A 19,840-nucleotide genomic window follows, 5' to 3' on the forward strand; every position below is an offset into this window, starting at 1 on the left:
CGAGTACAAGCTGGGCAGCTTCGAGGCGAAACTCGGGGCTAAAATTGCGTCTGTTACGACCGGTCATAATGTCACCTGTTTTGACTGTGAGGTGATGATATCACCTCTATTTAGGTGGCCAAATTCACTATGCCACTACACTTCATTACTCCACCTAGTCTATAGTTTATAAATACTAGAAATAAGTGAATAAATTTGCAAGAACCTAACAAAGTAATCCAATGTCATCCTTTCCCTACAATAAAAGCATCCTTCCCTGATATAAAGCTACTCAGAATTCACCTACCATCCCTGCATCTTATTTTCATGATTTTCGCAACTCACTCTTTGCATAAAATTAAAGGACGCCGATAATGAAAAGAATTAACCTGCCTTATTTCATAATAAACATCACCCTTTACCTTATTTCCACCGTGCCAGCTCAGGCAGCACTGTCCGGCACGATCCATTTTCGCGGAACAATTGTCGAACCTGCTTGCCAGATTAATCATCAGAGAAACCAGCTCAATATCGACTGCTCGGCTCGTAACGATCGTTCGGTAAATAGTGTCGCTATTATCTCCAGCAGTGAACTACAGTACTTGAATAACGAAAAGACGCTGGCCATTGCGCTCGTGATCTATCGTTAATGTGTTGTTCGTTGTCAAAACAAATTTTGTCGTGATGGATATTTAGAATGAATAGTCTGTCTTGGTTATCACCTTTCCTGTTCCACTACCCGACAAAGGAGTTGCGCGTGAAACACAATATGAGGCTAAGCCTGCTGCTTGGCACCGCCATTTTTGCTGCTTCACCGGTGTGGGCCAAAACACCGGTGAACTTCGTGTACACTAGTTCCGGAGAACTTGAGGCGGCTTCGGGTATTTTGGCGCGGCCAGATATTGGCGGCGCGCAAATTGTCTACAACTGGCGTTCCCTCGAACCGGTTAAGGACAGATACAATTTCTCGCAGATTGAACGCGATCTCACCTTGCTGAACGGAACGGGAAAAAAACTGTTCATTCAGATTCAGGACCGTTTCTTCGAAGCCCATGCCCGCTACGTTCCCGACTACCTGCTCAAAGAGCTTCGCTATGGAGGTGGCTTGGCGCCGCAGTTCGATAACCCGGGGGAAGGGAAGCCCGTAGGCTCTGGCTGGGTCGCACGGCAATGGGATCCCGCCGTGCGCGAACGCTATCAGGCGCTGTTGGCGGCGCTGGCGGCACGCTTCGACGGCCGCATCTACGGGGTGAATCTGCCGGAAACCGCCATCGACATCAACGAGAAAAAACCGCCTATTGGTTTTTCCTGCGATACGTATTTCGCCGGTGAAATGGCGAACCTGGTCTTTGCACGCCAGGCATTCCGTAAATCGCATGTGGTGCAGTATGTTAATTTTTGGCCCTGTGAATGGAACAACAACCACAACTACATGGGGCGCTTATTCGCCTTCGCCAGCGCAAATAACATTGGTCTGGGTGGGCCGGATATTGTTCCCAACCATAAGGCGCAGATGAAGAACGCCTATCCTTTCTTCCATCAATACGGCCATAAACTGCCGCTCGTCGCCATGGCCGTGCAAGAACCCACCTTAACCTACACAAATCCTGAAACGGGCCATCCCTTCAGCAAGGCTGAATTCGTGCAGTTTGCGGAAAGCTACCTTAATGCCGATGTCATTTTCTGGAGCACTCAGTCCCCCTGGCTGGCTACTGATAGCAATGTGAAAACCGCCGCAGATTAATGTACGCTCTTATTGAAAAGCGATTAAAGGCCGCTCCTTAAGGACCTGTGCGCAATCAGATTCATTCACACATCAGGAGATGTTTATGTGGTCAGTTATAAGGTTTTTTTCGTCAACCGTTCCCACACTTGTATTGTTATTATCGTTCTCAAGCCATGCATCATTCGAGTTATATCAAGAACTGACCGGTAAGCTGGAATTGCCTTATCGTGTCACATTGGACAGCACGAAAGACAACCAGTTGCAGTGCAATAATTGTGGGGGCAATGGAAAAAGTGTGTTGGTTCAAAGTGCGGGCGACATCAGAGATTACAATTTTTTGATGGATACACCTTATTATCTATTTTTAGCGCAAAAAGAAACATCCCCTTGTCCTTACACTACATGGGTAGCGATAAAAAAAACAAACGCAGTCCCCTATGCGAGCCGATTCACTACCGGATGTTATCCCCTGAAAGATTTTCGTAGTGTGCATGACAAAGACACAACGAAATTCACCTTTTACTTTTTAAGTGGAGTTAGCGAAACGATAGAGTTCAACAATAAATAAAAGACGCTTTTCATACAATGCATCCTGATGAGAAAGCAGCCATCATCTATCGCTAACACGACTTATTAGGCCCAACCGGTGGCTGCGTACTGATTTGGCCCAAAAGTACCGAATTTGGTCATCGGCCCTACTCCTGCACGATAGGCATATGGGAAATAATGGCTCCCGAACTTATCGTTAACGGGAGAGTACAGATGAAAACTTTTGTTCATGCCACCTTGCTGGTCGCCATGATGGGTGCCACTTCATTCAATGCGTTTGCTCAGGAGAAAGAGAACGTGAATACCAAAACGATCAGAGCCATGTCTGGCGTTCCCGCGACCAGCACCTTATCCGCCGGCAAAACAGCGCTGATCGTGGTGGATATCCAGAATGAATATTATTCAGGCAGCGGCTTCCGCGGCAAGATGGTGATCCCTGATGGGGACAAAGTGCTAGTTAACAGTAAAAAGCTGGTCGCATTCGCCCGCCAAAACGGCATGCGAGTCTATTTTGTACGGCACCAGGGTCCCGCCAATGGCCCGTTATTTGCCGAAGGCTCGATCTATGCTGAGTTTTATCAAGCGCTGCAACCGGCCAAAGGCGACTCGGTGATCACCAAAACAACGCCGAGCGCGTTTGTCGGCACCGATCTGGACGCACAGTTGAAGAAGCAAGGTATCAAAACGTTGATCGTGGCCGGGTTGATGACGCACATGTGCATCTCTTCGACCGCACGCGACGCGGTACCTCTCGGTTATGACGTTCTGATCCCGGAAGACGCGACGGCGACGCGCGATCTTGATGACGGCGCAGGCGGCGTGGTCGATCACCGCATCTTGCAGCGTGCAGCACTGGCCGGTGTGGCGGATGTGTTTGCGGAAATCAAAACCACCGCAGGCATCCTGGCGCTGCCGGTGACAAAATAAGGTTCAGCGCATGCCGCTCCCGGGCAGCACGCGCTTCAACAGGCGCTATTACGCATGAAAATAGGCATCGTGGTTTTCGACGGTATCATTCCCTTTCACCTTTCGGTGCCTTTTGCGGTATTTGAAAAGGTGCTGACACCCGAAGGTACGCCGCTGTGCGAACTGACCATTTGCGCCGCCGAACCGGGGGAGTTGAAAACCAATGCCGGATTTTCCATCGTGGTAAACCTTGGGCTCAGTGCGCTGAGCGGTATGGATATGGTGATCGTACCCAGTTGGGACAATCCGGCCCGTCAACCGGAACCTTCTCTGTTGGATGCCTTGCGCAATGCGCATGCCGGCGGGGCCACCCTCGTCGGCCTCTGCATGGGAGCGTTCGTGCTGGCGTCGGCGGGGTTGCTGCATCATCGTCAGGCAACCACTCACTGGCGCTGGTTGCCCGACTTTCAGCGCTGTTATCCAGCCGTACATACTGCCAATGACGTGCTTTACCTCGACGAAGGAGATGTGGTGACCTCGGCCGGGACCGCCGCCAGCATCGATTGCTGTCTGCATCTGGTGAGAAAATACTGGGGAGCCGACATGGCGATACAGGTAGCGCAGCAGTTGGTCGTGCCACCTCACCGACAAGGCGGGCAAGCGCAGTATGTCGAGCTTCCGGTACAAAATACCCGCCAAGGAGACAACTTTTTTCTGGCGCTGGCATGGGCCATGGCAAACCTTCATCAAGGTCTCTCGTTAGATGACGTCGCAAAAAAAGCCTGTATGAGCCGCCGTAGCTTTACGCGCCGTTTCCAACAAACCACCGGAACCAGCTTTTCGCCCTGGGTGCTGAATCAGCGGCTCATCGCTGCACAGCGTTTGCTGGAGAAGAGCGATTGCTCAGTAGAAACTATCGCTGAGAAAGTCGGTTTCCCCTCCACGACCTCGCTGCGGCGGCACTTTCTTAAACATCTTAAAACGTCTCCATCGCGCTATCGGCATAAGTTACGTGGTAATAAGTTTAGTACAAGCCATCCAGTGTAATGGTCAACTAAAATCGGACACTAATTAGGTGTAAATAGGCTCGCTTTAGTTCCATGCACTTTTTGAGATCCCGGCCAGATTGGTCAGAGCGATTAAATCTTGTGATCTACTCTTTGGAACGGCTATTTAGCTCAGTCAACGCATAGCTCCCAAAGTAGTCACCAATTGCTTAAGAGATGAGATAAAGATTTCATCATGGCCGAGAGCTCTTGTTTTGATACATGCGTTATTCATTCTAGGTATAACTGTAGTACCTTTTCTGAAAAATCAGCGTCCAAGATATAAAAATAGCATTCAGGAATATTAATTACTCTGATGAGCATGCACATCGTTGTAAATGAAGGGGTAAGTACCACTCTTATATTGTGAGATTCGTTAACGAGTATAGCCTCATCAATACCTACTAGTACGCACAAATTTTCTAGCTTAAAGTTGGCTCGTAGACACGAAAATTTAAGTCATTGAGGAATTATAGGATGTCGCCATATAATTTAGATGAAAATTTACGAAATATTTAGCATCACTTAATAATAAAAATTGTTCAGGTTTCCTAAATATTAAAGCACACATGGCTAGCTAAAAATAAGGTGGTATTTAGGGGGGTGTAGGTCATTTTGAACGGGGTTGTTTTTGTAATATTAAGATGTGGAAGGTTTTTATTCAGTGCTCCTGTAATTCAAAGTAAGGATAAGGTGTAATTATCAGGTTTATATAATTTAGGATGGATTACGGTGCAGTTGTAGTCTGCGTTGTGTTATTTTCGTAGCGGATGTGAGTTGCAATTGACGCTCTTTCAAGATTATCATTCGTACAAAAAATAGCGTGAAGCTAATGGCATTGTCGGAAAGTTGGATCCATACTGGAAACATTTAATTTATTGGGTAGGGAATGTTGTATGTAACTTCTTTTTAAATATTCTGCGAGAACGATTATAATTTTCACATAACTCTATTTATAGTTTCTCTTGCAGTTGGCTAAAATAATAAATCCAGCTTTAAATTACATGGGTAATTAAAAATTAATAGATGTTAATTTTGTCTTTGAATTATTGGTTGATTTAATCTGGATGGATGATTAAAATTTTAAATTGCTAAGGATATTAAATTAGCAATGCCACTATTTAAACCTGGTTAAATAGCTATAAGTTATTTTAAATAAATATGAGGTGTAAATGATATGAATAAGGCAGTCTTGCAAACTGGGTTTGAAGAAACTTTTAAAGTGAAAATTGAAAATATTATCAACCCTATCCGCGTTCAAAATAAGATGGCGGGAAGGTAGAAATACTTTAGCTGTGAGTGTGTGGATAACGATAATTGACTATGTAGGATATTATCGCTTAAGCTAGCTGAGCGATGCTGTCGTCTTCGGACGACCACCAATGCTCAGTGGGTCTGTGATGAGCGCCTTCGGGTGACCCTGCTGTCGATAGACAGCCACCAATGATCTGGCCATCTGCGAGGATCGCCTTCGGGTGATGGCAAAAGAAAGCTTCCGTAGCCTGAGAGGGAGCACGCCAGCTATGGTGTGGTACATCTGCCCGCCTTTGGGAGCAGATATCGCTCACCCAACGTAGTATTCGGAGCGGTTAAGGCTGCTGAAAAGTCATCTCAATGCCTTGGTGCTAACTCGCCAGGCACACATCTACATTGGGCAGTCCTTGCCTGGATAAACCAGTCACAACTGACTGAAATTGCTTACTTCTTTAAAGCTGTTAAAGGCTTTAATGACGTGTTGCTGACGATGCAACCTTTGAACGAACGTATAAAGCCAATGGGTACCTTTGGCTGCTTACGTGAGTCTCATTGGGAGCAGAGGATCGCGCGTCACTTGTGAAGTGGCGAAGACACTACCAAGTGACGCGCGTAGCGCATAACGTCTCAACCCACGCACGACGTGGCTTTCAACGTTTTACTACCATCTGACCAACGCGTAGTCCGTGTCAGTACGGTTTAAACACTCATTCACTTCAACGTAATTACAACGGAAAACACCGTTTTGAACGTTTCACTATCTAAAAGGAGGAAATCGACTCGGTATCGATGGCGACACTACGAACAGTAGTGTGTGGAGGCAGACTGACTAACGTCAGGCCGGCGAAAGCCGCGAACAGGTCAGAGACCTGGGGAGCCTCGAAATAACTCAACATTTCGCCGCCCCGATGCACAGATACCAGTCGAGACGTAGGAAGCGCAAAAGTAACCGTGTCGTCGGGGTTGAAATTATCAGGATACAGATCCGTCTGCTTTGTGGAAAGCAGAGGGTTGTGTATCCCGTGGGAGGAGAATCGATGTCAAAACTCAGTAAGCAGCTGGTTACTCTCGCCCGCCAGGGACGGGGGAGTTTTAAAACCGTCGCTGATCGTTCGAGAATAGCGGAACGTTTTTCTAAACGTCTTGCGAAATTAAATATCCAGATCCGTGACATTAAACATGTTAAGACGTCACATATCGAAAAGTATATTAATAGTCGTAAGGCTGAAAATATATCAATACGTACGCTCCAAAATGAAATGGCTTCGGTCCGTTCGATCATGTCAGCAGCGGGGAGAAATAAGCTCGCAGACCCTTCGCATGATAAGTTGAGTAATCAGGCGCTGGGTATATCAGGAGCAAGTCGTGACGGGACGAAAACACCACTCCCCGATGGTAAGTTATCGGCAATTGTTAGCCATGTTTTTAAAAAGGACGAAGGGGTAGCAATTGGCGTGCAATTATCTCGTTATTTGGGGCTGAGAACGGAGGAGACGGTTCAGTCGGCCAAATCGCTAAAAACCTGGAAGCAAGCCATTTTAAATGGTAACGATAGGGTGAAGGTGGTTTTCGGGACAAAGGGTGGTCGCCCCCGAGATACAACAGTTTTTAACCGTGAGAAAGTTTTATCTGTTTTGGATAAGGCGATAAAACATTGCGATTCACATAACGGTAAGTTGATTGATAAGCCTTCGCTACATACAGCGATAGAGAGATACAGAAATATTGTTCGAGAGGCTGGTATGACCGGTAAGGATGCACCTCATAGTTTACGATATGCTTATGCCAAGGATGCAGTAACCCATCACGTTAATAATGGTATGAGTCGAGATGAGGCAAATGCATTAGTCTCGATGGATTTAGGACATGGTGACGGCCGTGGGCGATATATTAAACAAGTTTATTTTAAAAATAATATCGAATGGGTAGTGTGAAACGGTCGCAGCTCTCACAGGGCTGCGACCTCATAATTATAATGGTTCTGAGACGTTACGTAATTAGGTAATAAGAAAGTATTATTCCAAAACGAGTGAGCAAGGCCACTTGACAGATCAGCAGTTTGCTCTGAAAATAAACATGCTTACTCGTTGTCTTCGGACAACCACCAATGCTCAGTGGGTCTGTGATGAGCGCCTTCGGGTGACCTAGCTGTCAGTCGACAGCCACCAATGGTCCAGTCACTTGTGAGGACCACCTTCGGGTAGTGATAAAAGAACGCTTCCGTAGCTTGAAAGGGAGCACGCCGTTTACGGTGTAGTACATCTGCCCGCCTTTGAGAGTAGATATCACCGTATGGTGATTAAGGCTGTTAACATCTGCGCTTTACCTTCCAGGGCTTAATTGTCCCTGTTGTTATAACCATCCCCCTCTGTACTTATCCTGACGGAAAACCTATCCCGTCAGGGCTGGTGTTATTCGTCTTTCTATCAGGACTGACACCATGAACAGAACGAACCTTCTCTGTGTCGTTGTTTCATTTGTGAAACACCAGACTGAACAGCTGCTTCCTCACGTGAGTGTCGGAGTCAGCTTGGCAAGACTGGAAGAGGATGCATTGCTTTTGCAACGTATTCTTGTCGACCTCGAACAGGCGGCTCGGAATATCCAGAGTATGCGGAGTTCCGAGGATAAACTGACTATCGATAAAACTGTGTTCTGGGCAGCACATGCGTTGGGACACCGTCAATTTTATGACCGTGTGAATCAGCGGCTCCTGCGAATGGGTTTGCGGCAAGCGATTAAGCTGGGCAACCAACTCGACCCGGAACTGTGGCAGTGTGGTTGGCAAAGTGGTTATGACGATGCTTACGCGAATGACATAGGCTCGGATTATCCAGAGTATGCGGAGTTCTGAGGATACAAAGCAGTATTTGTTGAACCCACACCTTTAACCATCGTCTGATTGCGCTTTCAGCAATCAGTTCCCCAGGGAAATACCTTTCCCCTGGGATCGGTGTTTCCCTTTTTTACAGGAGAAACACCATGTCTGTACTTTCACAATGGCCTTATCAGCCAGAACTCCAACTCATAGACCGTCTGCGCGCGTTTTGGCACCGAATACAACGGAGCCAGCCAAGTGCGGAGGACCTCATTGATACCGAGTGGTTCACCAACGAAACAGGTAATGTCAGCTGTAAAGCCGTTATTTACCCAATGACTTCCGGCGGCTGGGGAGCGACTGTCGTTTCGCGTAACGGTTATCACAAGGGGGATTTTTCCTACGACTATAAATGCTTTACGACCCTCTTCCCCTCTCAGGTCGCAGCGCTGCGTGCGGCTGAACAGCTTGCAAAGCAGTTTTTCTGTCTGCGTCATCGTTACTATTACGGTGTAAAACACCTGGTATGCATGCCGGCGGCGTAAGCGGTAGGCAGTAACACACCCTGACGGGGATTTATTCCCGTTCGGGGATAAATCCCCCTTCATTATTTCTGGAGGATTTATCGTGAATATGAACGTAGCCTTTTTAACAACAGCGCCTCAGTCACTTACTCAGGATTTGTGCGATCTGGCGAACCTGGAAGGGCATTTGTTGGCGGTACGCGCGCTGATGCGTCTCGATACAGGTAATGAAAAGGGCGAGGGTGAAGCCTACTCGCTTAACCAATGTGGGGTAGCTAATGCCGCCTACCGTTTTGGTTTTGCCTGGTATGGGGGTCGCTTCGACAGCTCAGCGTGCGAGCCTCTTATCAACGTACTGCACACACTCGGCACCGATATCGATCCGGCAGTATGGAAGCGCTGCTTTGATGAAGGGTGTAATGACGCAGAGATCGAACAGGAACAAGTGAACCTGCTCACCCCCATGTAGTACGCACAGTCAGTATTGTTGTTCGCAACAGCCATCATTTAACTGATTTTCCCTGGAGGGGCCTTCCCCTCCCAGGGAAGTCCGTCTCCAGAACACAGGAGACTTACCATGTTGCATTTTGACCCTGCAGAACTGCGCGCTGTCGTTGCTGAAATCCGTGCCAATCAGTGTGCGCTGGTGTTGGCCAAAGACGACGGCGTTTATCTGATGCCAGCCGTGGGTGAGCGAGACGACACAGGGCGTATTAAACACCTGGCGTATGCCGACGGTTGCCATCCCCAAAAGGATGATGCCTGGTATGAGACGTCCCGGCAGCTTGTCGGCGGCGATGACTTTGGCGAGGTGTTGGTGCTGACCGACAGTTGCATCGAACGAATACTGTCGCAAGGGCATGAACTCTGGATACACCTGTTACCCGAGACGGTCTATATGCACGTCGCTGCAGTTAACTGGGTTGATGTCGCCGACTTCCGTTGTATGACCGCCCGCATGCTGCAACTGGCCGAGGTCCATTACTCGGTCTGTGTCAGCCAGGATGAGTTTAAAAGCTGGCGTGAACGTGCCATCAACCTGCTGGCTACGGCCTGCCATACCGATTGCAAGCGGGCAAAGCCCACCGATCGGGAAGACTATCTGGCCATGTTCGAACGGCTGAAACAGCGTGTTGACACCGTTAATCCGAAAGGGGCGCTGCGTTACCCCGCTTTCTAACCATTTTTCTGTCCCCTGGGGCGTATTCTTCGCCGCCAAGGGAGGAATGCGCCTTTTTTACGAGGAGCACTCCATGAAAAAAACATCATCACGTCGGCCGGCAAAAGCCCGTCGAGAACGTCCCGACCTGTATCAGCAGGTGACGGACAAAATCATTGCCGCCATCGAGACGGGAACCTTGCCCTGGCGCAAGCCCTGGCGGACCGACAAGGGCCGCGGCGCGTCGACGGCCATCATGCCGCAGAACGGCACGACCGGTTACCACTACAGCGGTGTGAATGTGCTGTTGTTGTGGATGGCCGCGGACGAAAGGGGCTTTCACTCCAATCGCTGGCTCACCTACAAGCAGGCGGAAACCGTTGGTGGCCATGTGCGCGCCGGCGAAACCGCGACCCTGGCCGTGGTATTCAAACCCTGGGACAAGCAGGTGGAGGATGCTGACGGCCGGCAGCTGTTTGACGAGGACGGGAACCCGCTGATAACGCGAATACCCATGCTGAAGCCGTTGTACCTGTTTAACGTTGCCCAATGCGACAACCTCCCGGAAACCGTTGTCGGCATTACGCCCGCAGAGGAGCCGGAAGAGGAGGGGGCGTTGGTCGATGCGAAAACGCAGGCTCAGGTCAACACCCTCGTTGATGCCTGTGGTGTTCGGTTCGAGCAGGTTTACCAGGACAGGGCATTTTACTCTCCGCTCCGCGACCAGATTGTCTTGCCGCAGGTTCAGCAATTTCGAACCGAGGCGGATTACTGGTCGACGTTATTGCATGAACTGGTGCACAGCACCGGTCATGCAACACGGCTGAACCGGGAGGGGATCACGTCTTCCTCCCGGGCGTTCGGTGACCCGGTATACGCGTTCGAAGAACTGGTGGCGGAGCTGGGCAGTGCATTTATGTGCGCACAGCTTGGCGTCTTTGGCGACGTTCAGCACGACAGCTACCTGGAGCATTGGCTTAAGGTATTACGTGAGGATAAGCGCGCGCTGTTTCGGGCGGCCAAACAGGCCCGTGAGGCGTCAGAGTTTCTGCTGAAGCCCCTGGTGGTACCGGTGATAACCGATCCTGCCGTTGCGGCATGAGGAGTCAGGTGATGACGATTGAACAGTGCTATTGGCAGACCATTGCCGGCAGGTTACTGGCCAAATACTTTGGTCTGACGTTAAACGATACCGATCTGTGTGAAGCAGAGTGCGTGATGGCTTTGCAGGAAGTGGGTGTGCGGCCGTTTGAGGCGATCAACAACCTGGTGGATAAATACCACCTGGTACGCCTGGGCACCCATCCCTTTACCCCACCATCACCCTTTCTGCGCCAGGAGGAAGAACTGGGCGTGATCGGTGAAACAGAACAGGAGATAACCGATGACTAAAACCACCAACAAGGGGCTGCAGATCACCGTTGACCCTGAGATTGCCAGCGAGCTGGTGTATATGCTGAAGCTTCAGTAGACCTGTGGCGCGGCCGTTCAGCTTGAGAATGTCGAGAGCCTGATCCATTACATTCTGTCGAGTATCGCCGATGGTAGCCGACGTCCGGGCTCGTGGGAGCGCGGTTTATTGGTACTGCTGGGATTAGTCGCTGAAAGCGAGGAACACCTGGTTTACCGGGCGTATTACGGCGAACAAAGCCACTAAGGGCAGGGCAGTACCCTTGTCCTGACCATCATGATGTAACACCTAACCCAACGGGGGAGACTTTCCCCCAATGGGGGATATCTCTCCTTTTTTTCTTGAAAGAAGAGGAGAACTACCATGTCGAACTGGTGCAAAAACCGTTTAGTTGTTACCGGCCAATCCGTGTTTGTCGACGAGTTGCAGCAGTGGGTGAATGGCCATGTCGTGCCTGACTACCGCCATGCCATCCAGCAAAGCTGCAGGATGTTCCTGGCAGGCTGTGCCGGCATATTGAAGCCGGCCACGGTAAAACCGGGCGTTTATGTCCCTTATCCCGGTTTACTGGCACATCCTGGCGTTTCGTCGGTACAGAACCTGGCCTTTGAGCAGTGGTTCTGGCTACTGAAAGCGGATGCGCCGCTGACAGCTGAAAATATCCGGCAGATTGAGCGGCTCTACAGCCAGTCCGGGATAGCGTCAGTCAAGTGGGAGAACATTCCGCCACTCGCCCAGGCGCGAATATCGGATGTCATTGAGCGTCAATATGCTGACTGGTTCGGTGTTGTGGGCATTGACAGCAATGTAGATGCTGGCAGTTGCTGGGAGCGATTGGGGAACATGCCCGAGTATACCGTTCCTTGCGACATGCTGATGTTGATCCCCACGCGCCTAGCGGCGGAGCTGAACGGAGCAGGCGGTTCGCTGCTACGTGATGTGCCGGCGACAACCGATCTGTATGGACGTCAGTACGGGGTTGAATGGCCATGTGGCCATAATGCCGGCTGCGTTCGTGACAGTATCAATGCCTTGACGGTGCATTTTGATTCCCCGTGGTACCCGCCAGCAGGCGAGGTTATCGGGATGCTGTCTGAGCAGTTCAGTTGCCAGGTCGAGCATAGCTGGCATATGACAGAAGCCGGCCGCAGCGGTTACGACCGCTATGATAACGGTGAGCATGTTGATGGCGGTCGAATAGTACCGGAATTCCTGGGCGGTGAAGTGATCCAACTCACTTACGCTGACAAGGATTCCGTTCCGTTACCACATAATGCTGCAGCGAGTTAAGCGCCAACTGCGACACTGTAGATAAACGATGGCCACCGGATTTTCCGGTGGTCTTTTTTCATCCTTCGGGGAACATTGTTTCCCGCCAGGGATACGTGTTCCCTTATTTCGGAGAACACGTATGTCTGGGTCTATTAACCATGAAAAAGCCTTCATATCACTTTTCAACGAGACGGCGCGCTACCACCGGCGCGCCAAGGTGTTTGAGGACTTTGTCAGTTGTAGTGTCATCGCATTGGAGAATCGCCTTTGCTTCAACCAAAAACGCGAGGACAAGTACCTGCAGATCATCAAAGGCTATGAGAAAGCGGATGTCTCGCGCATAGCGCAACTGCTGGCCCTGGTATCGGTAAGCATGATGACCAGGTTCACTGACTTCCTGGGGACGGTTTTCATGCGGCTGGAGCTGGGTGACAAGTACCGTGGTCAGTTTTTCACGCCGTGGGACATCAGCAGGATGATGGCGCAGATTTCACTGGGAGATGTCGACGCCATTTTCAAGGAGAAACCCTTCATTACACTTGGCGAACCGGCATGCGGTGCCGGCTGTATGGTCCTGGCCTACGCCGATATACTTAACCAGGCTGGCTATCTGTCACACCGCCACATGTGGGTATCTGCTACGGATGTCGATCCGCTGGCGGCCGGCATGGCCTATATACAATTGTCGCTCTGTGGCATAGCAGGGGAAGTGGTGATTGGCAATTTGCTTCATAACGAGCGGCGCCGAATACTCTATACACCTGGCCACTATTTGGGGAACTGGCCATCACGCTTGCGGGGAGATCAGGTTGCCTAATGAGTGAAAGGTTGAATTAACAAATGCCGGCGTATTGCCGGCTTTTTTACCGTTATTGTACTAATACTTCTGTTGCTCGAAAATTGTCGAATTTTCTAACTATTTGCTTTGTAATCAATTTAGTCCAGCGCAGCCTGTCGAATCATGAGTTTGGCACCCCAGGTTGTCAGAACGATGATTTCGTCCTTATCCAGGCCGAAAGTATCTTTAAGTATGGTCATCGCTTCGGTACCGTACAAAACTGACATCAGCATAACCAGCTTTTGCACTTTTTCCGGTGGGAGCTGTGACTCCAGTGGTGCTAATGCTTCTGAGAGGGCTTCACGGCGGTTACTCTTTTTAAGCTGCCAGCTGTCTTCATCAACTTCCTCATCCTTGTGCTGGCTCTGCCAGCGCTGTTGCGCAATACGCATGGCATCACGCATCAAGGCTTCGTGAGAGTTCAACTCCCCATATCCCCAGCTCAGCAAACTAGCAATGTTCTCTTCGGGGTCATCCCCCATTTCCGGTTTATCAAAGGAACCGATAATCCTCTTTACTACGTACTCAACGAATTCGCTGTGTGTGGAGAAGTAGCTTCTAAGCGTGACTTTGGCATATTCCGCCTCGCGAGTGATCTCTTCCGGGGATGGGAATTTGTCTTCCTTATAGAGCGTCAGTGCCGCATTAACAAGACGTTCAAGGGTTCTGCGTCGTACTGGAGACAGGTTGTTTTCGTCAAACAGTTGCATTATTTGTCTCGCTCAATAAAAAATATCATATGTGATAAAAATAGCTTGAGTGATATTAAAGATTAGCATAGCTTTACAATGTACGATATGAATTAATCTTTCACGCCTAATCATGGAGCGAGTTGCATGGCCAAGTTTGTGTATGTCATAGGCACAGCAGATACCAAATTAGAAGAGTTGGTCTGGCTTAAGTCCTGCCTTCATATGGCTGGTGTGGACTCTCATATCATCGACGTTTCTACCCAGCTACCAACTGAACTCAGTGCCGGAAGCAAGATAGATATCCCGTCTTCCCAGATTGCCGAATACCATCCGAACGGTGCCGCTGCCGTGTTCTGCAATGAACGTGGTCGAGCGATTACGGCCATGTCTGTGGCGTTGACCCATTTTCTTCGTAGTACCGTAGACGACATTTCCGCTTTGATCGGGATAGGTGGGTCTGGAGGCACAGCGTTGATCTCGGCGGCAATGCAGTCGATGCCAATAGGTATACCCAAGCTGATAGTTTCCACGATGGCCTCCGGTAACGTGGCTGAATACGTGGGGGGCGCGGATATTGCCATGCTGTATACCGTGACTGACCTCAACGGCCTAAATTATCTTTCTCGCACCATTCTGTCCAATGCTGCCAACATGATTGCGGGTGCAGTCAATCATGTGACGGTTCCAGATAGCGCACAGAAACCTGTATTGGGTCTGACGATGTTCGGTGTGACTACACCTTGTATCAATCAATTGGTCGCTTTGCTGGAAAAGCAGTTTGATCCGCTTGTTTTCCATGCCACCGGCAATGGCGGAACTAGTATGGAAACGTTGATTGATGATGGCGAAATCATTGGGGTTCTGGATATCACATTAACTGAGGTTGCCGATTTTCTCTTCGGTGGTGTGCTGGCGTGCCTGGAAACCCGGCTGGATTGTATTGCTCGGACCCAGACGCCCTGGGTTGGCAGTGCCGGCGCACTGGATATGATCAATTTTGGCGGACCAGCCAGTATCCCTGAGCGTTATGCTCAACGGCAGTTTGTCGAACATAACGCTCAGGTGACGCTAATGCGCACAACACCAGAGGAAAATTACCAGCTCGGCGAATGGATTGGACACAAGCTCAACCTTTGCAATGGGTCGGTACGTTTCATCATTCCAGAAGGCGGATTTTCTGCGTTAGATGCTCCAGGCCAACCGTTCTTCGACCCCCAGGCAAGGCAAGCTTTTGCTGAAGGGTTGGAGTCGACGGTGGTAAAAACGGCACAACGACGGATAATCAAAACGCCTCACCACATTAACTCAGCTGAATTTACTTCATTGGTATTACAGGAGTTTAAAAGCATTTTGTAATACCAGAAAGACTAATAGTAGTTAGCACCAGGGAAACTTTAATGAAAAACTATAATTCACTGATCCAAGCACTCAAAAATAAAGTCATCCGGAACGAACCCATTCTCGGTGCCGGTGCCGGGACAGGTTTATCGGCACGCAGTGAAGAAGCCGGCGGGGTGGACCTTATTGTTATTTATAACTCAGGTCGCTTCCGTATGGCGGGGCGTGGGTCACTGGCGGGGTTGATGCCCTACGGTAACGCCAACCTTACAGTGCGTGATATGGGTAACGAAATCTTGCCTATCGTTAAAAACACACCAGTTATCGCCGGTGTGTGCGGCACAGATCCCTTCTGCAATTTCTCTCCGTTCCTGGATGAACTCAAGACCCAGGGGTTTGCCGGCGTGCAGAACTTCCCTACCGTCGGACTTATTGACGGTAATTTCCGTAAGAATCTGGAGGAAACGGGGATGGGCTATGCGTTGGAAGTGGATATGATCCGCCAGGCTCATGAGAAAGGGATGTTGACCACCCCTTATGTGTTCAATCCAGATGATGCGGTGGCGATGACTCGGGCTGGTGCTGATGTGTTAGTCGTGCACATGGGGTTAACCACTGGTGGTGATATTGGTGCCGAAACCGCCCAAGACCTCGAATCTTGCATCCCGGTTATCAACGCTTGTGCCTGGGCGGCCAAGGCGGTGCGTGACGATGTGATAGTACTCTGTCATGGCGGTCCAATTGCCGAGCCGGAAGATGCTGCCTATATCCTGGCGCATTGTCCAGATTGTCACGGTTTCTACGGCGCCAGCTCGATGGAGCGACTGCCGACTGAAAGAGCGATTAAAAACACCGTCGAAGAATTTAAAAAAATAAGACGGCATTAATTATTTAACTAATACCCGTATATTAAAGGGTGGATAAATATATAGCTCGGCCACCTTAATAATAATTTAAATATCTTTTCCCATGAATAAGCCTGGGGTCGCCCGGCTTATTCATGGGCTTTGCGTGACCAGATTACACAACAGCACTGGATTGATAACGGTATATCAACCCGAATACGCCTGCCTACAGTAAATCTTTTCTTTTGGGAAAAGAATTTTCTGTGGTGCGTATCGTTCCTACCTGCGCAGCATAGCGTCGGTCTGGACTTTATGGAGTGTTGCTGATGTCTTATTCTGATACGCCTGAACAGGCCGCCGTCATCGGTTGGTCTGGTCACCGCCTTGTCATCAGGGCGTTTGCCGGCACGGGCAAAACGTCCACACTCGTGCGCTTTGCACTGGCTAATCCCGACATCAGGATGCTTTATCTCGCCTATAGCCGTGCTGTCAGGGATGAGGCGGTTCAAAAATTCCCGTTTAATGTTGTGTGCATGACCTCACACCAGTTGGCCTGGCCAAATTTCGGCCGACATTACGAGAAGCGGCTAACGGGAAATCTGCGGATCACTGATGTCGCCCGTCTGCTCAATACCCGACACTGGCCGTTAACCCGGGTCGCCATCACCACCTTCAATGCTTTTCTGTGTAGTGCCGACAACGACTTCGGGCCACAACACCTGCCCGATGAGGACGCCCGATGCGGGTTGTCAGCGGTGAAAATTCTGGCCGCGACGCAACTGCTTTGGCGAGAATCCGCGCGCCAGGACGGCTCTTTTCCTGTCACGCATGATGTCTATCTCAAGCTATACCAACTTTCTCAGCCAGACCTATCACGCCGCTGTCAGACGCTGCTGTTTGATGAGGCGCAGGACGTTAATCCGGTCACGCAAGCCCTGGTGCTGACGCAGCGCTGTAATGTGGTGTTGGTCGGCGACCGTCATCAACAGATATTTCGCTTTCGTGGCGCCGAGAACGCGTTGGATGCACCGGCACTGATTGATGCAGAACGGTTGAACCTGACCCACAGTTTCCGGTTTGGACCGGCGGTAGCCCGAGTGGCCAACATGCTGCTGGCCCGCCAGGGCGAAACTCTGCCTGTTATCGGTGATGGCGGAGAGGACTGTGTGGTGTCCTGTCTGACGGAGGAAACCCAGGCTCAGCACGTCACGGTGTTAAGCCGTACTGTTGCCGGTGTGATTGGCACAGCACTTGACGCCAGCCTGGCCGGCAAAAAGGTGTTTTGGGTGGGTGACATTACGGGCTACAAGACCGAGGAGCTGGAGGACCTGTACTGGTTTTCTGCAGATATGCCCGAACGTATGCGCTCGCCGGCATTGTCACGAGGATACCGTGATTTTGAGGAATACGAGTCGGTAGCCAAAGCGAGCAAAGATCCGGAAATGAACCAGGGACTACGGCTTCTTGATCAGTACTTCCCACTGCCGCAGAAGTTGCAGGTGATGCGCGAGCATGCGGTAACTGACGAGAGTGCAGCCCAGGTCACAGTCTCTACAGCACACCGCAGTAAAGGTCTGGAGTGGCCGGTAGTTGCCCTGAATGAAGACTTTACCGATATCACCGATCCGCTTTTGCCAGAGGATGAGCGCACCGATGAGACCAATTTGCTGTATGTGGCCGTCACCCGCGCGCGGAAAACCCTGGTCACGAACGCGTTGCTGCAGGCGCTTCTCGACGAAGAAGCCGAGGATGATAGAGAAGGGGGCACAGCAGTATGCTGAAGGCAATCAAGGCGCTGTTGGTCGGCACCCGAGCGGTGCCGGCTAAGAGCAAAGCCTTATCCCATCCCTCATCAGCTGCGGGACCGGCGGGGTATTTTATGCCGCAGTCCGTCACGCAACTGTTGGATATGCCAGCCCGTAAACAGTGTCTGCAGCAGCTGTGGGAGAACAGTGCACTGCCGAAGGATTTGTACGAGCAGTTTTACCTGCAACCACTTTACAAGCTGGTCACGTTGATGCAGGTGTTGCCGGCAGCGCCATTGGGCGAGTACGCCAGGAAAGGGGGGTTGGTTGATGTCACCCTGCAGACGACGACGTATGCAGTTCGCCTGGCCAAAGGGCACATGCTGCCTCCCGGAGCCGCGTCGGAAGAACAATCGGCCCAGAATGTACAATGGAATGTTGTGGTGTTTTACGCTGCGCTTTGGCACTACCTGCCGTTGTTGAGCCAGCTGCAGGGTGAGTCCCAAAGTGGCCGTGCCTGGTTACCCGGTCTGACAGTGCCGAGTGAACCTTACCGCTTTCGTTTCAGTGCGATTCCGCCAGACCCGACATTGACGACAAGTCAGAGTGCGATGATTGCGGCCCGTCTGTTGCCTGCAGAGGTAATCGATTGGCTAACAACGCTGCCGGCGGCTACACACGCGTTGATGATGGTCGCTTCCCGGCAGCCCAGCGCTTTACCAGTGATAGATGACATTATCCAGGAGGCGGCCAAGCTGGCGCGCGGCGATAGCCTGTCCGTCACGTCCTCGCTGGCAGCTATCTCCGACACATTAACAGTAGCCTTATCGTCGGTGGCGCCGACTAGCTCATCAGTGCCCGAGGTTGATTTGCAAAGTGCAGTCAGTAGCACCAACCCTCCGCTCGTTGAGGAGCAACTGCCGGCAGAGACATTAAATCAGCCCGAAGAAAATGCAGCATCAGCAACGGAGGTATTACTGAGCTCGGCTCTGGATGCGCCAGTCAACGATCAGGCTTTGGCCGAGATGGTCCTGTCACCTGAAACTGAGGTCGTCATCGAGGAAGATATGCAGGCCCTGTTGTCATTAATGGCCGTTGAGGTGTCAGTACCGGCTTGCCTGGATAGCCAGGAAAAGGGAGACGCCCCTCAAAAAGAGAGCCCCATTCCCGAAGAAAATCAGGCACCGGTACATGACCTGACCACTGTAATTGAAGATAGGCATGATTTACCAGACGTAATAGAACCAGTTATATCGGAGATCACAGATACAACGGTTGTTTCGGAGCTTCAACATTCATCAAAGAAAGCACAGGTAGAAGAAAATAACGAGGTAGATAATGCGACCGCAGAAAATAATATTGGGAATGCCTTCCTGCAGTGGTTGAGTCTTGGAGTCAAGAAAGGGGATGTATCAATTAATGCCATGAATTCCAGGGCGCATATTGTCAGTGGCTTCGTATTTCTCTGCGTGCCAGATATTTTTCATCTGTATATCAAAGAAAATAATGTAGAGGGCGTTGACCGAAATTCAATCCAAAAGGCGTTTGAAAAACTGGGTAGACATCGGATCCGTAAGGGGCAGAGATTCTTTATTGGCCATCTTTATCAAAAGCCAGAGGGAGTGGGCCCATATCGTCGTATCAATGGTTACCTGATTAAGGCGAATAGTTTATATGGCGGGACAAGAGTACCAGAGGACAGCCAGTTTCTCGTGATCCCATAGTCGTTTGATGCAGT

At 50.3% G+C, this 19,840-nt stretch carries 19 protein-coding genes; 18 read left to right on the top strand and 1 reads right to left on the bottom strand.

The window, feature by feature from the left end; all coding sequences use genetic code 11:
- Positions 1–353 precede the first annotated feature (353 nt).
- The 14 genes from V2S86_RS15500 (at position 354) to V2S86_RS15565 (ending at position 13,461) form a co-directional block, all read left to right on the top strand.
- Entirely contained in the window at positions 354–629 is a 276-nt protein-coding gene (locus V2S86_RS15500) for a hypothetical protein (protein WP_330763214.1), read from the top strand.
- A 119-nt stretch (positions 630–748) separates the two neighbouring features.
- Complete coding sequence (locus V2S86_RS15505) at positions 749–1,723, top strand: hypothetical protein (RefSeq protein WP_330763553.1); 975 nt, start codon at positions 749–751, stop codon at positions 1,721–1,723.
- Positions 1,724–1,808: 85 nt separating this feature from the next.
- A complete protein-coding gene (locus tag V2S86_RS15510) occupies positions 1,809–2,273 on the top strand; it encodes a hypothetical protein (protein ID WP_330763215.1) in 465 nt (154 codons plus the stop codon).
- A gap of 194 nt (positions 2,274–2,467) precedes the next feature.
- Positions 2,468–3,181: a cysteine hydrolase family protein gene (locus V2S86_RS15515; RefSeq protein WP_330763216.1), complete on the top strand. Its 714-nt coding sequence runs from the start codon at positions 2,468–2,470 to the stop codon at positions 3,179–3,181.
- Between the two features lie 54 nt (positions 3,182–3,235).
- Positions 3,236–4,207, top strand: a complete 972-nt coding sequence (locus V2S86_RS15520; RefSeq protein WP_330763217.1) for a GlxA family transcriptional regulator — start codon at positions 3,236–3,238, stop codon at positions 4,205–4,207.
- Positions 4,208–6,497: 2,290 nt separating this feature from the next.
- Positions 6,498–7,394: an integrase domain-containing protein gene (locus V2S86_RS15525; protein ID WP_330763218.1), complete on the top strand. Its 897-nt coding sequence runs from the start codon at positions 6,498–6,500 to the stop codon at positions 7,392–7,394.
- A gap of 506 nt (positions 7,395–7,900) precedes the next feature.
- Positions 7,901–8,314, top strand: coding sequence for a hypothetical protein (locus tag V2S86_RS15530; protein WP_330763219.1), 414 nt, complete (start codon positions 7,901–7,903; stop codon positions 8,312–8,314).
- Positions 8,315–8,442: 128 nt separating this feature from the next.
- Positions 8,443–8,823 (top strand): hypothetical protein, encoded by a 381-nt coding sequence (locus V2S86_RS15535; protein ID WP_330763220.1) that lies wholly within the window; start codon positions 8,443–8,445, stop codon positions 8,821–8,823.
- Positions 8,824–8,911: 88 nt separating this feature from the next.
- On the top strand, positions 8,912–9,271 hold the full coding sequence (locus V2S86_RS15540; RefSeq protein WP_330763554.1) for a hypothetical protein: 360 nt from the start codon (positions 8,912–8,914) through the stop codon (positions 9,269–9,271).
- A gap of 108 nt (positions 9,272–9,379) precedes the next feature.
- Positions 9,380–9,982, top strand: coding sequence for a DUF3085 domain-containing protein (locus tag V2S86_RS15545; RefSeq protein ID WP_330763221.1), 603 nt, complete (start codon positions 9,380–9,382; stop codon positions 9,980–9,982).
- A 73-nt stretch (positions 9,983–10,055) separates the two neighbouring features.
- Positions 10,056–11,063, top strand: a complete 1,008-nt coding sequence (locus V2S86_RS15550) for an ArdC family protein (RefSeq protein WP_330763222.1) — start codon at positions 10,056–10,058, stop codon at positions 11,061–11,063.
- An 11-nt stretch (positions 11,064–11,074) separates the two neighbouring features.
- Positions 11,075–11,353 (top strand): TA system toxin CbtA family protein, encoded by a 279-nt coding sequence (locus tag V2S86_RS15555; protein ID WP_330763223.1) that lies wholly within the window; start codon positions 11,075–11,077, stop codon positions 11,351–11,353.
- A 382-nt stretch (positions 11,354–11,735) separates the two neighbouring features.
- Positions 11,736–12,662, top strand: a complete 927-nt coding sequence (locus V2S86_RS15560; protein ID WP_330763224.1) for a DUF1281 domain-containing protein — start codon at positions 11,736–11,738, stop codon at positions 12,660–12,662.
- Between the two features lie 121 nt (positions 12,663–12,783).
- Positions 12,784–13,461 (top strand): N-6 DNA methylase, encoded by a 678-nt coding sequence (locus V2S86_RS15565; RefSeq protein WP_330763225.1) that lies wholly within the window; start codon positions 12,784–12,786, stop codon positions 13,459–13,461.
- A 119-nt stretch (positions 13,462–13,580) separates the two neighbouring features.
- On the opposite strand, the gene V2S86_RS15570 is transcribed toward V2S86_RS15565, so the two are convergent.
- Positions 13,581–14,192: a TetR/AcrR family transcriptional regulator gene (locus V2S86_RS15570; RefSeq protein WP_330763226.1), complete on the bottom strand. Its 612-nt coding sequence runs from the start codon at positions 14,190–14,192 to the stop codon at positions 13,581–13,583.
- 126 nt (positions 14,193–14,318) lie between these two features.
- On the opposite strand from V2S86_RS15570, the gene V2S86_RS15575 reads away from it, so the two are divergent.
- The 4 genes from V2S86_RS15575 (at position 14,319) to V2S86_RS15590 (ending at position 19,826) form a co-directional block, all read left to right on the top strand.
- A complete protein-coding gene (locus tag V2S86_RS15575) occupies positions 14,319–15,530 on the top strand; it encodes a Tm-1-like ATP-binding domain-containing protein (RefSeq protein ID WP_330763227.1) in 1,212 nt (403 codons plus the stop codon).
- A 41-nt stretch (positions 15,531–15,571) separates the two neighbouring features.
- Positions 15,572–16,399 carry a phosphoenolpyruvate hydrolase family protein gene (locus V2S86_RS15580; RefSeq protein WP_330763228.1) on the top strand — a complete coding sequence of 276 codons (828 nt, stop codon included), beginning with the start codon at positions 15,572–15,574 and terminating at the stop codon, positions 16,397–16,399.
- A gap of 284 nt (positions 16,400–16,683) precedes the next feature.
- Positions 16,684–18,138: a UvrD-helicase domain-containing protein gene (locus V2S86_RS15585; protein ID WP_330763229.1), complete on the top strand. Its 1,455-nt coding sequence runs from the start codon at positions 16,684–16,686 to the stop codon at positions 18,136–18,138.
- Positions 18,132–19,826: a TraI domain-containing protein gene (locus V2S86_RS15590; protein ID WP_330763230.1), complete on the top strand. Its 1,695-nt coding sequence runs from the start codon at positions 18,132–18,134 to the stop codon at positions 19,824–19,826. Before V2S86_RS15585 ends, V2S86_RS15590 begins: the two co-directional genes overlap by 7 nt.
- Positions 19,827–19,840 lie beyond the last annotated feature (14 nt).

The sequence above is a fragment of the Serratia sp. C2(1) genome (assembly GCF_036352655.1).
Taxonomy (GTDB): Bacteria; Pseudomonadota; Gammaproteobacteria; order Enterobacterales; family Enterobacteriaceae; genus Serratia; species Serratia inhibens.

Coding starts and splice junctions, on each gene's coding strand:
- V2S86_RS15500 (WP_330763214.1), top strand. CDS start 354: ATGAAAAGAATTAACCTGCCTTATTTCATAATAAACATCACCCTTTAC.
- V2S86_RS15505 (WP_330763553.1), top strand. CDS start 749: ATGAGGCTAAGCCTGCTGCTTGGCACCGCCATTTTTGCTGCTTCACCG.
- V2S86_RS15510 (WP_330763215.1), top strand. CDS start 1,809: ATGTGGTCAGTTATAAGGTTTTTTTCGTCAACCGTTCCCACACTTGTA.
- V2S86_RS15515 (WP_330763216.1), top strand. CDS start 2,468: ATGAAAACTTTTGTTCATGCCACCTTGCTGGTCGCCATGATGGGTGCC.
- V2S86_RS15520 (WP_330763217.1), top strand. CDS start 3,236: ATGAAAATAGGCATCGTGGTTTTCGACGGTATCATTCCCTTTCACCTT.
- V2S86_RS15525 (WP_330763218.1), top strand. CDS start 6,498: ATGTCAAAACTCAGTAAGCAGCTGGTTACTCTCGCCCGCCAGGGACGG.
- V2S86_RS15530 (WP_330763219.1), top strand. CDS start 7,901: ATGAACAGAACGAACCTTCTCTGTGTCGTTGTTTCATTTGTGAAACAC.
- V2S86_RS15535 (WP_330763220.1), top strand. CDS start 8,443: ATGTCTGTACTTTCACAATGGCCTTATCAGCCAGAACTCCAACTCATA.
- V2S86_RS15540 (WP_330763554.1), top strand. CDS start 8,912: ATGAACGTAGCCTTTTTAACAACAGCGCCTCAGTCACTTACTCAGGAT.
- V2S86_RS15545 (WP_330763221.1), top strand. CDS start 9,380: ATGTTGCATTTTGACCCTGCAGAACTGCGCGCTGTCGTTGCTGAAATC.
- V2S86_RS15550 (WP_330763222.1), top strand. CDS start 10,056: ATGAAAAAAACATCATCACGTCGGCCGGCAAAAGCCCGTCGAGAACGT.
- V2S86_RS15555 (WP_330763223.1), top strand. CDS start 11,075: ATGACGATTGAACAGTGCTATTGGCAGACCATTGCCGGCAGGTTACTG.
- V2S86_RS15560 (WP_330763224.1), top strand. CDS start 11,736: ATGTCGAACTGGTGCAAAAACCGTTTAGTTGTTACCGGCCAATCCGTG.
- V2S86_RS15565 (WP_330763225.1), top strand. CDS start 12,784: ATGTCTGGGTCTATTAACCATGAAAAAGCCTTCATATCACTTTTCAAC.
- V2S86_RS15570 (WP_330763226.1), bottom strand. CDS start 14,192: ATGCAACTGTTTGACGAAAACAACCTGTCTCCAGTACGACGCAGAACC.
- V2S86_RS15575 (WP_330763227.1), top strand. CDS start 14,319: ATGGCCAAGTTTGTGTATGTCATAGGCACAGCAGATACCAAATTAGAA.
- V2S86_RS15580 (WP_330763228.1), top strand. CDS start 15,572: ATGAAAAACTATAATTCACTGATCCAAGCACTCAAAAATAAAGTCATC.
- V2S86_RS15585 (WP_330763229.1), top strand. CDS start 16,684: ATGTCTTATTCTGATACGCCTGAACAGGCCGCCGTCATCGGTTGGTCT.
- V2S86_RS15590 (WP_330763230.1), top strand. CDS start 18,132: ATGCTGAAGGCAATCAAGGCGCTGTTGGTCGGCACCCGAGCGGTGCCG.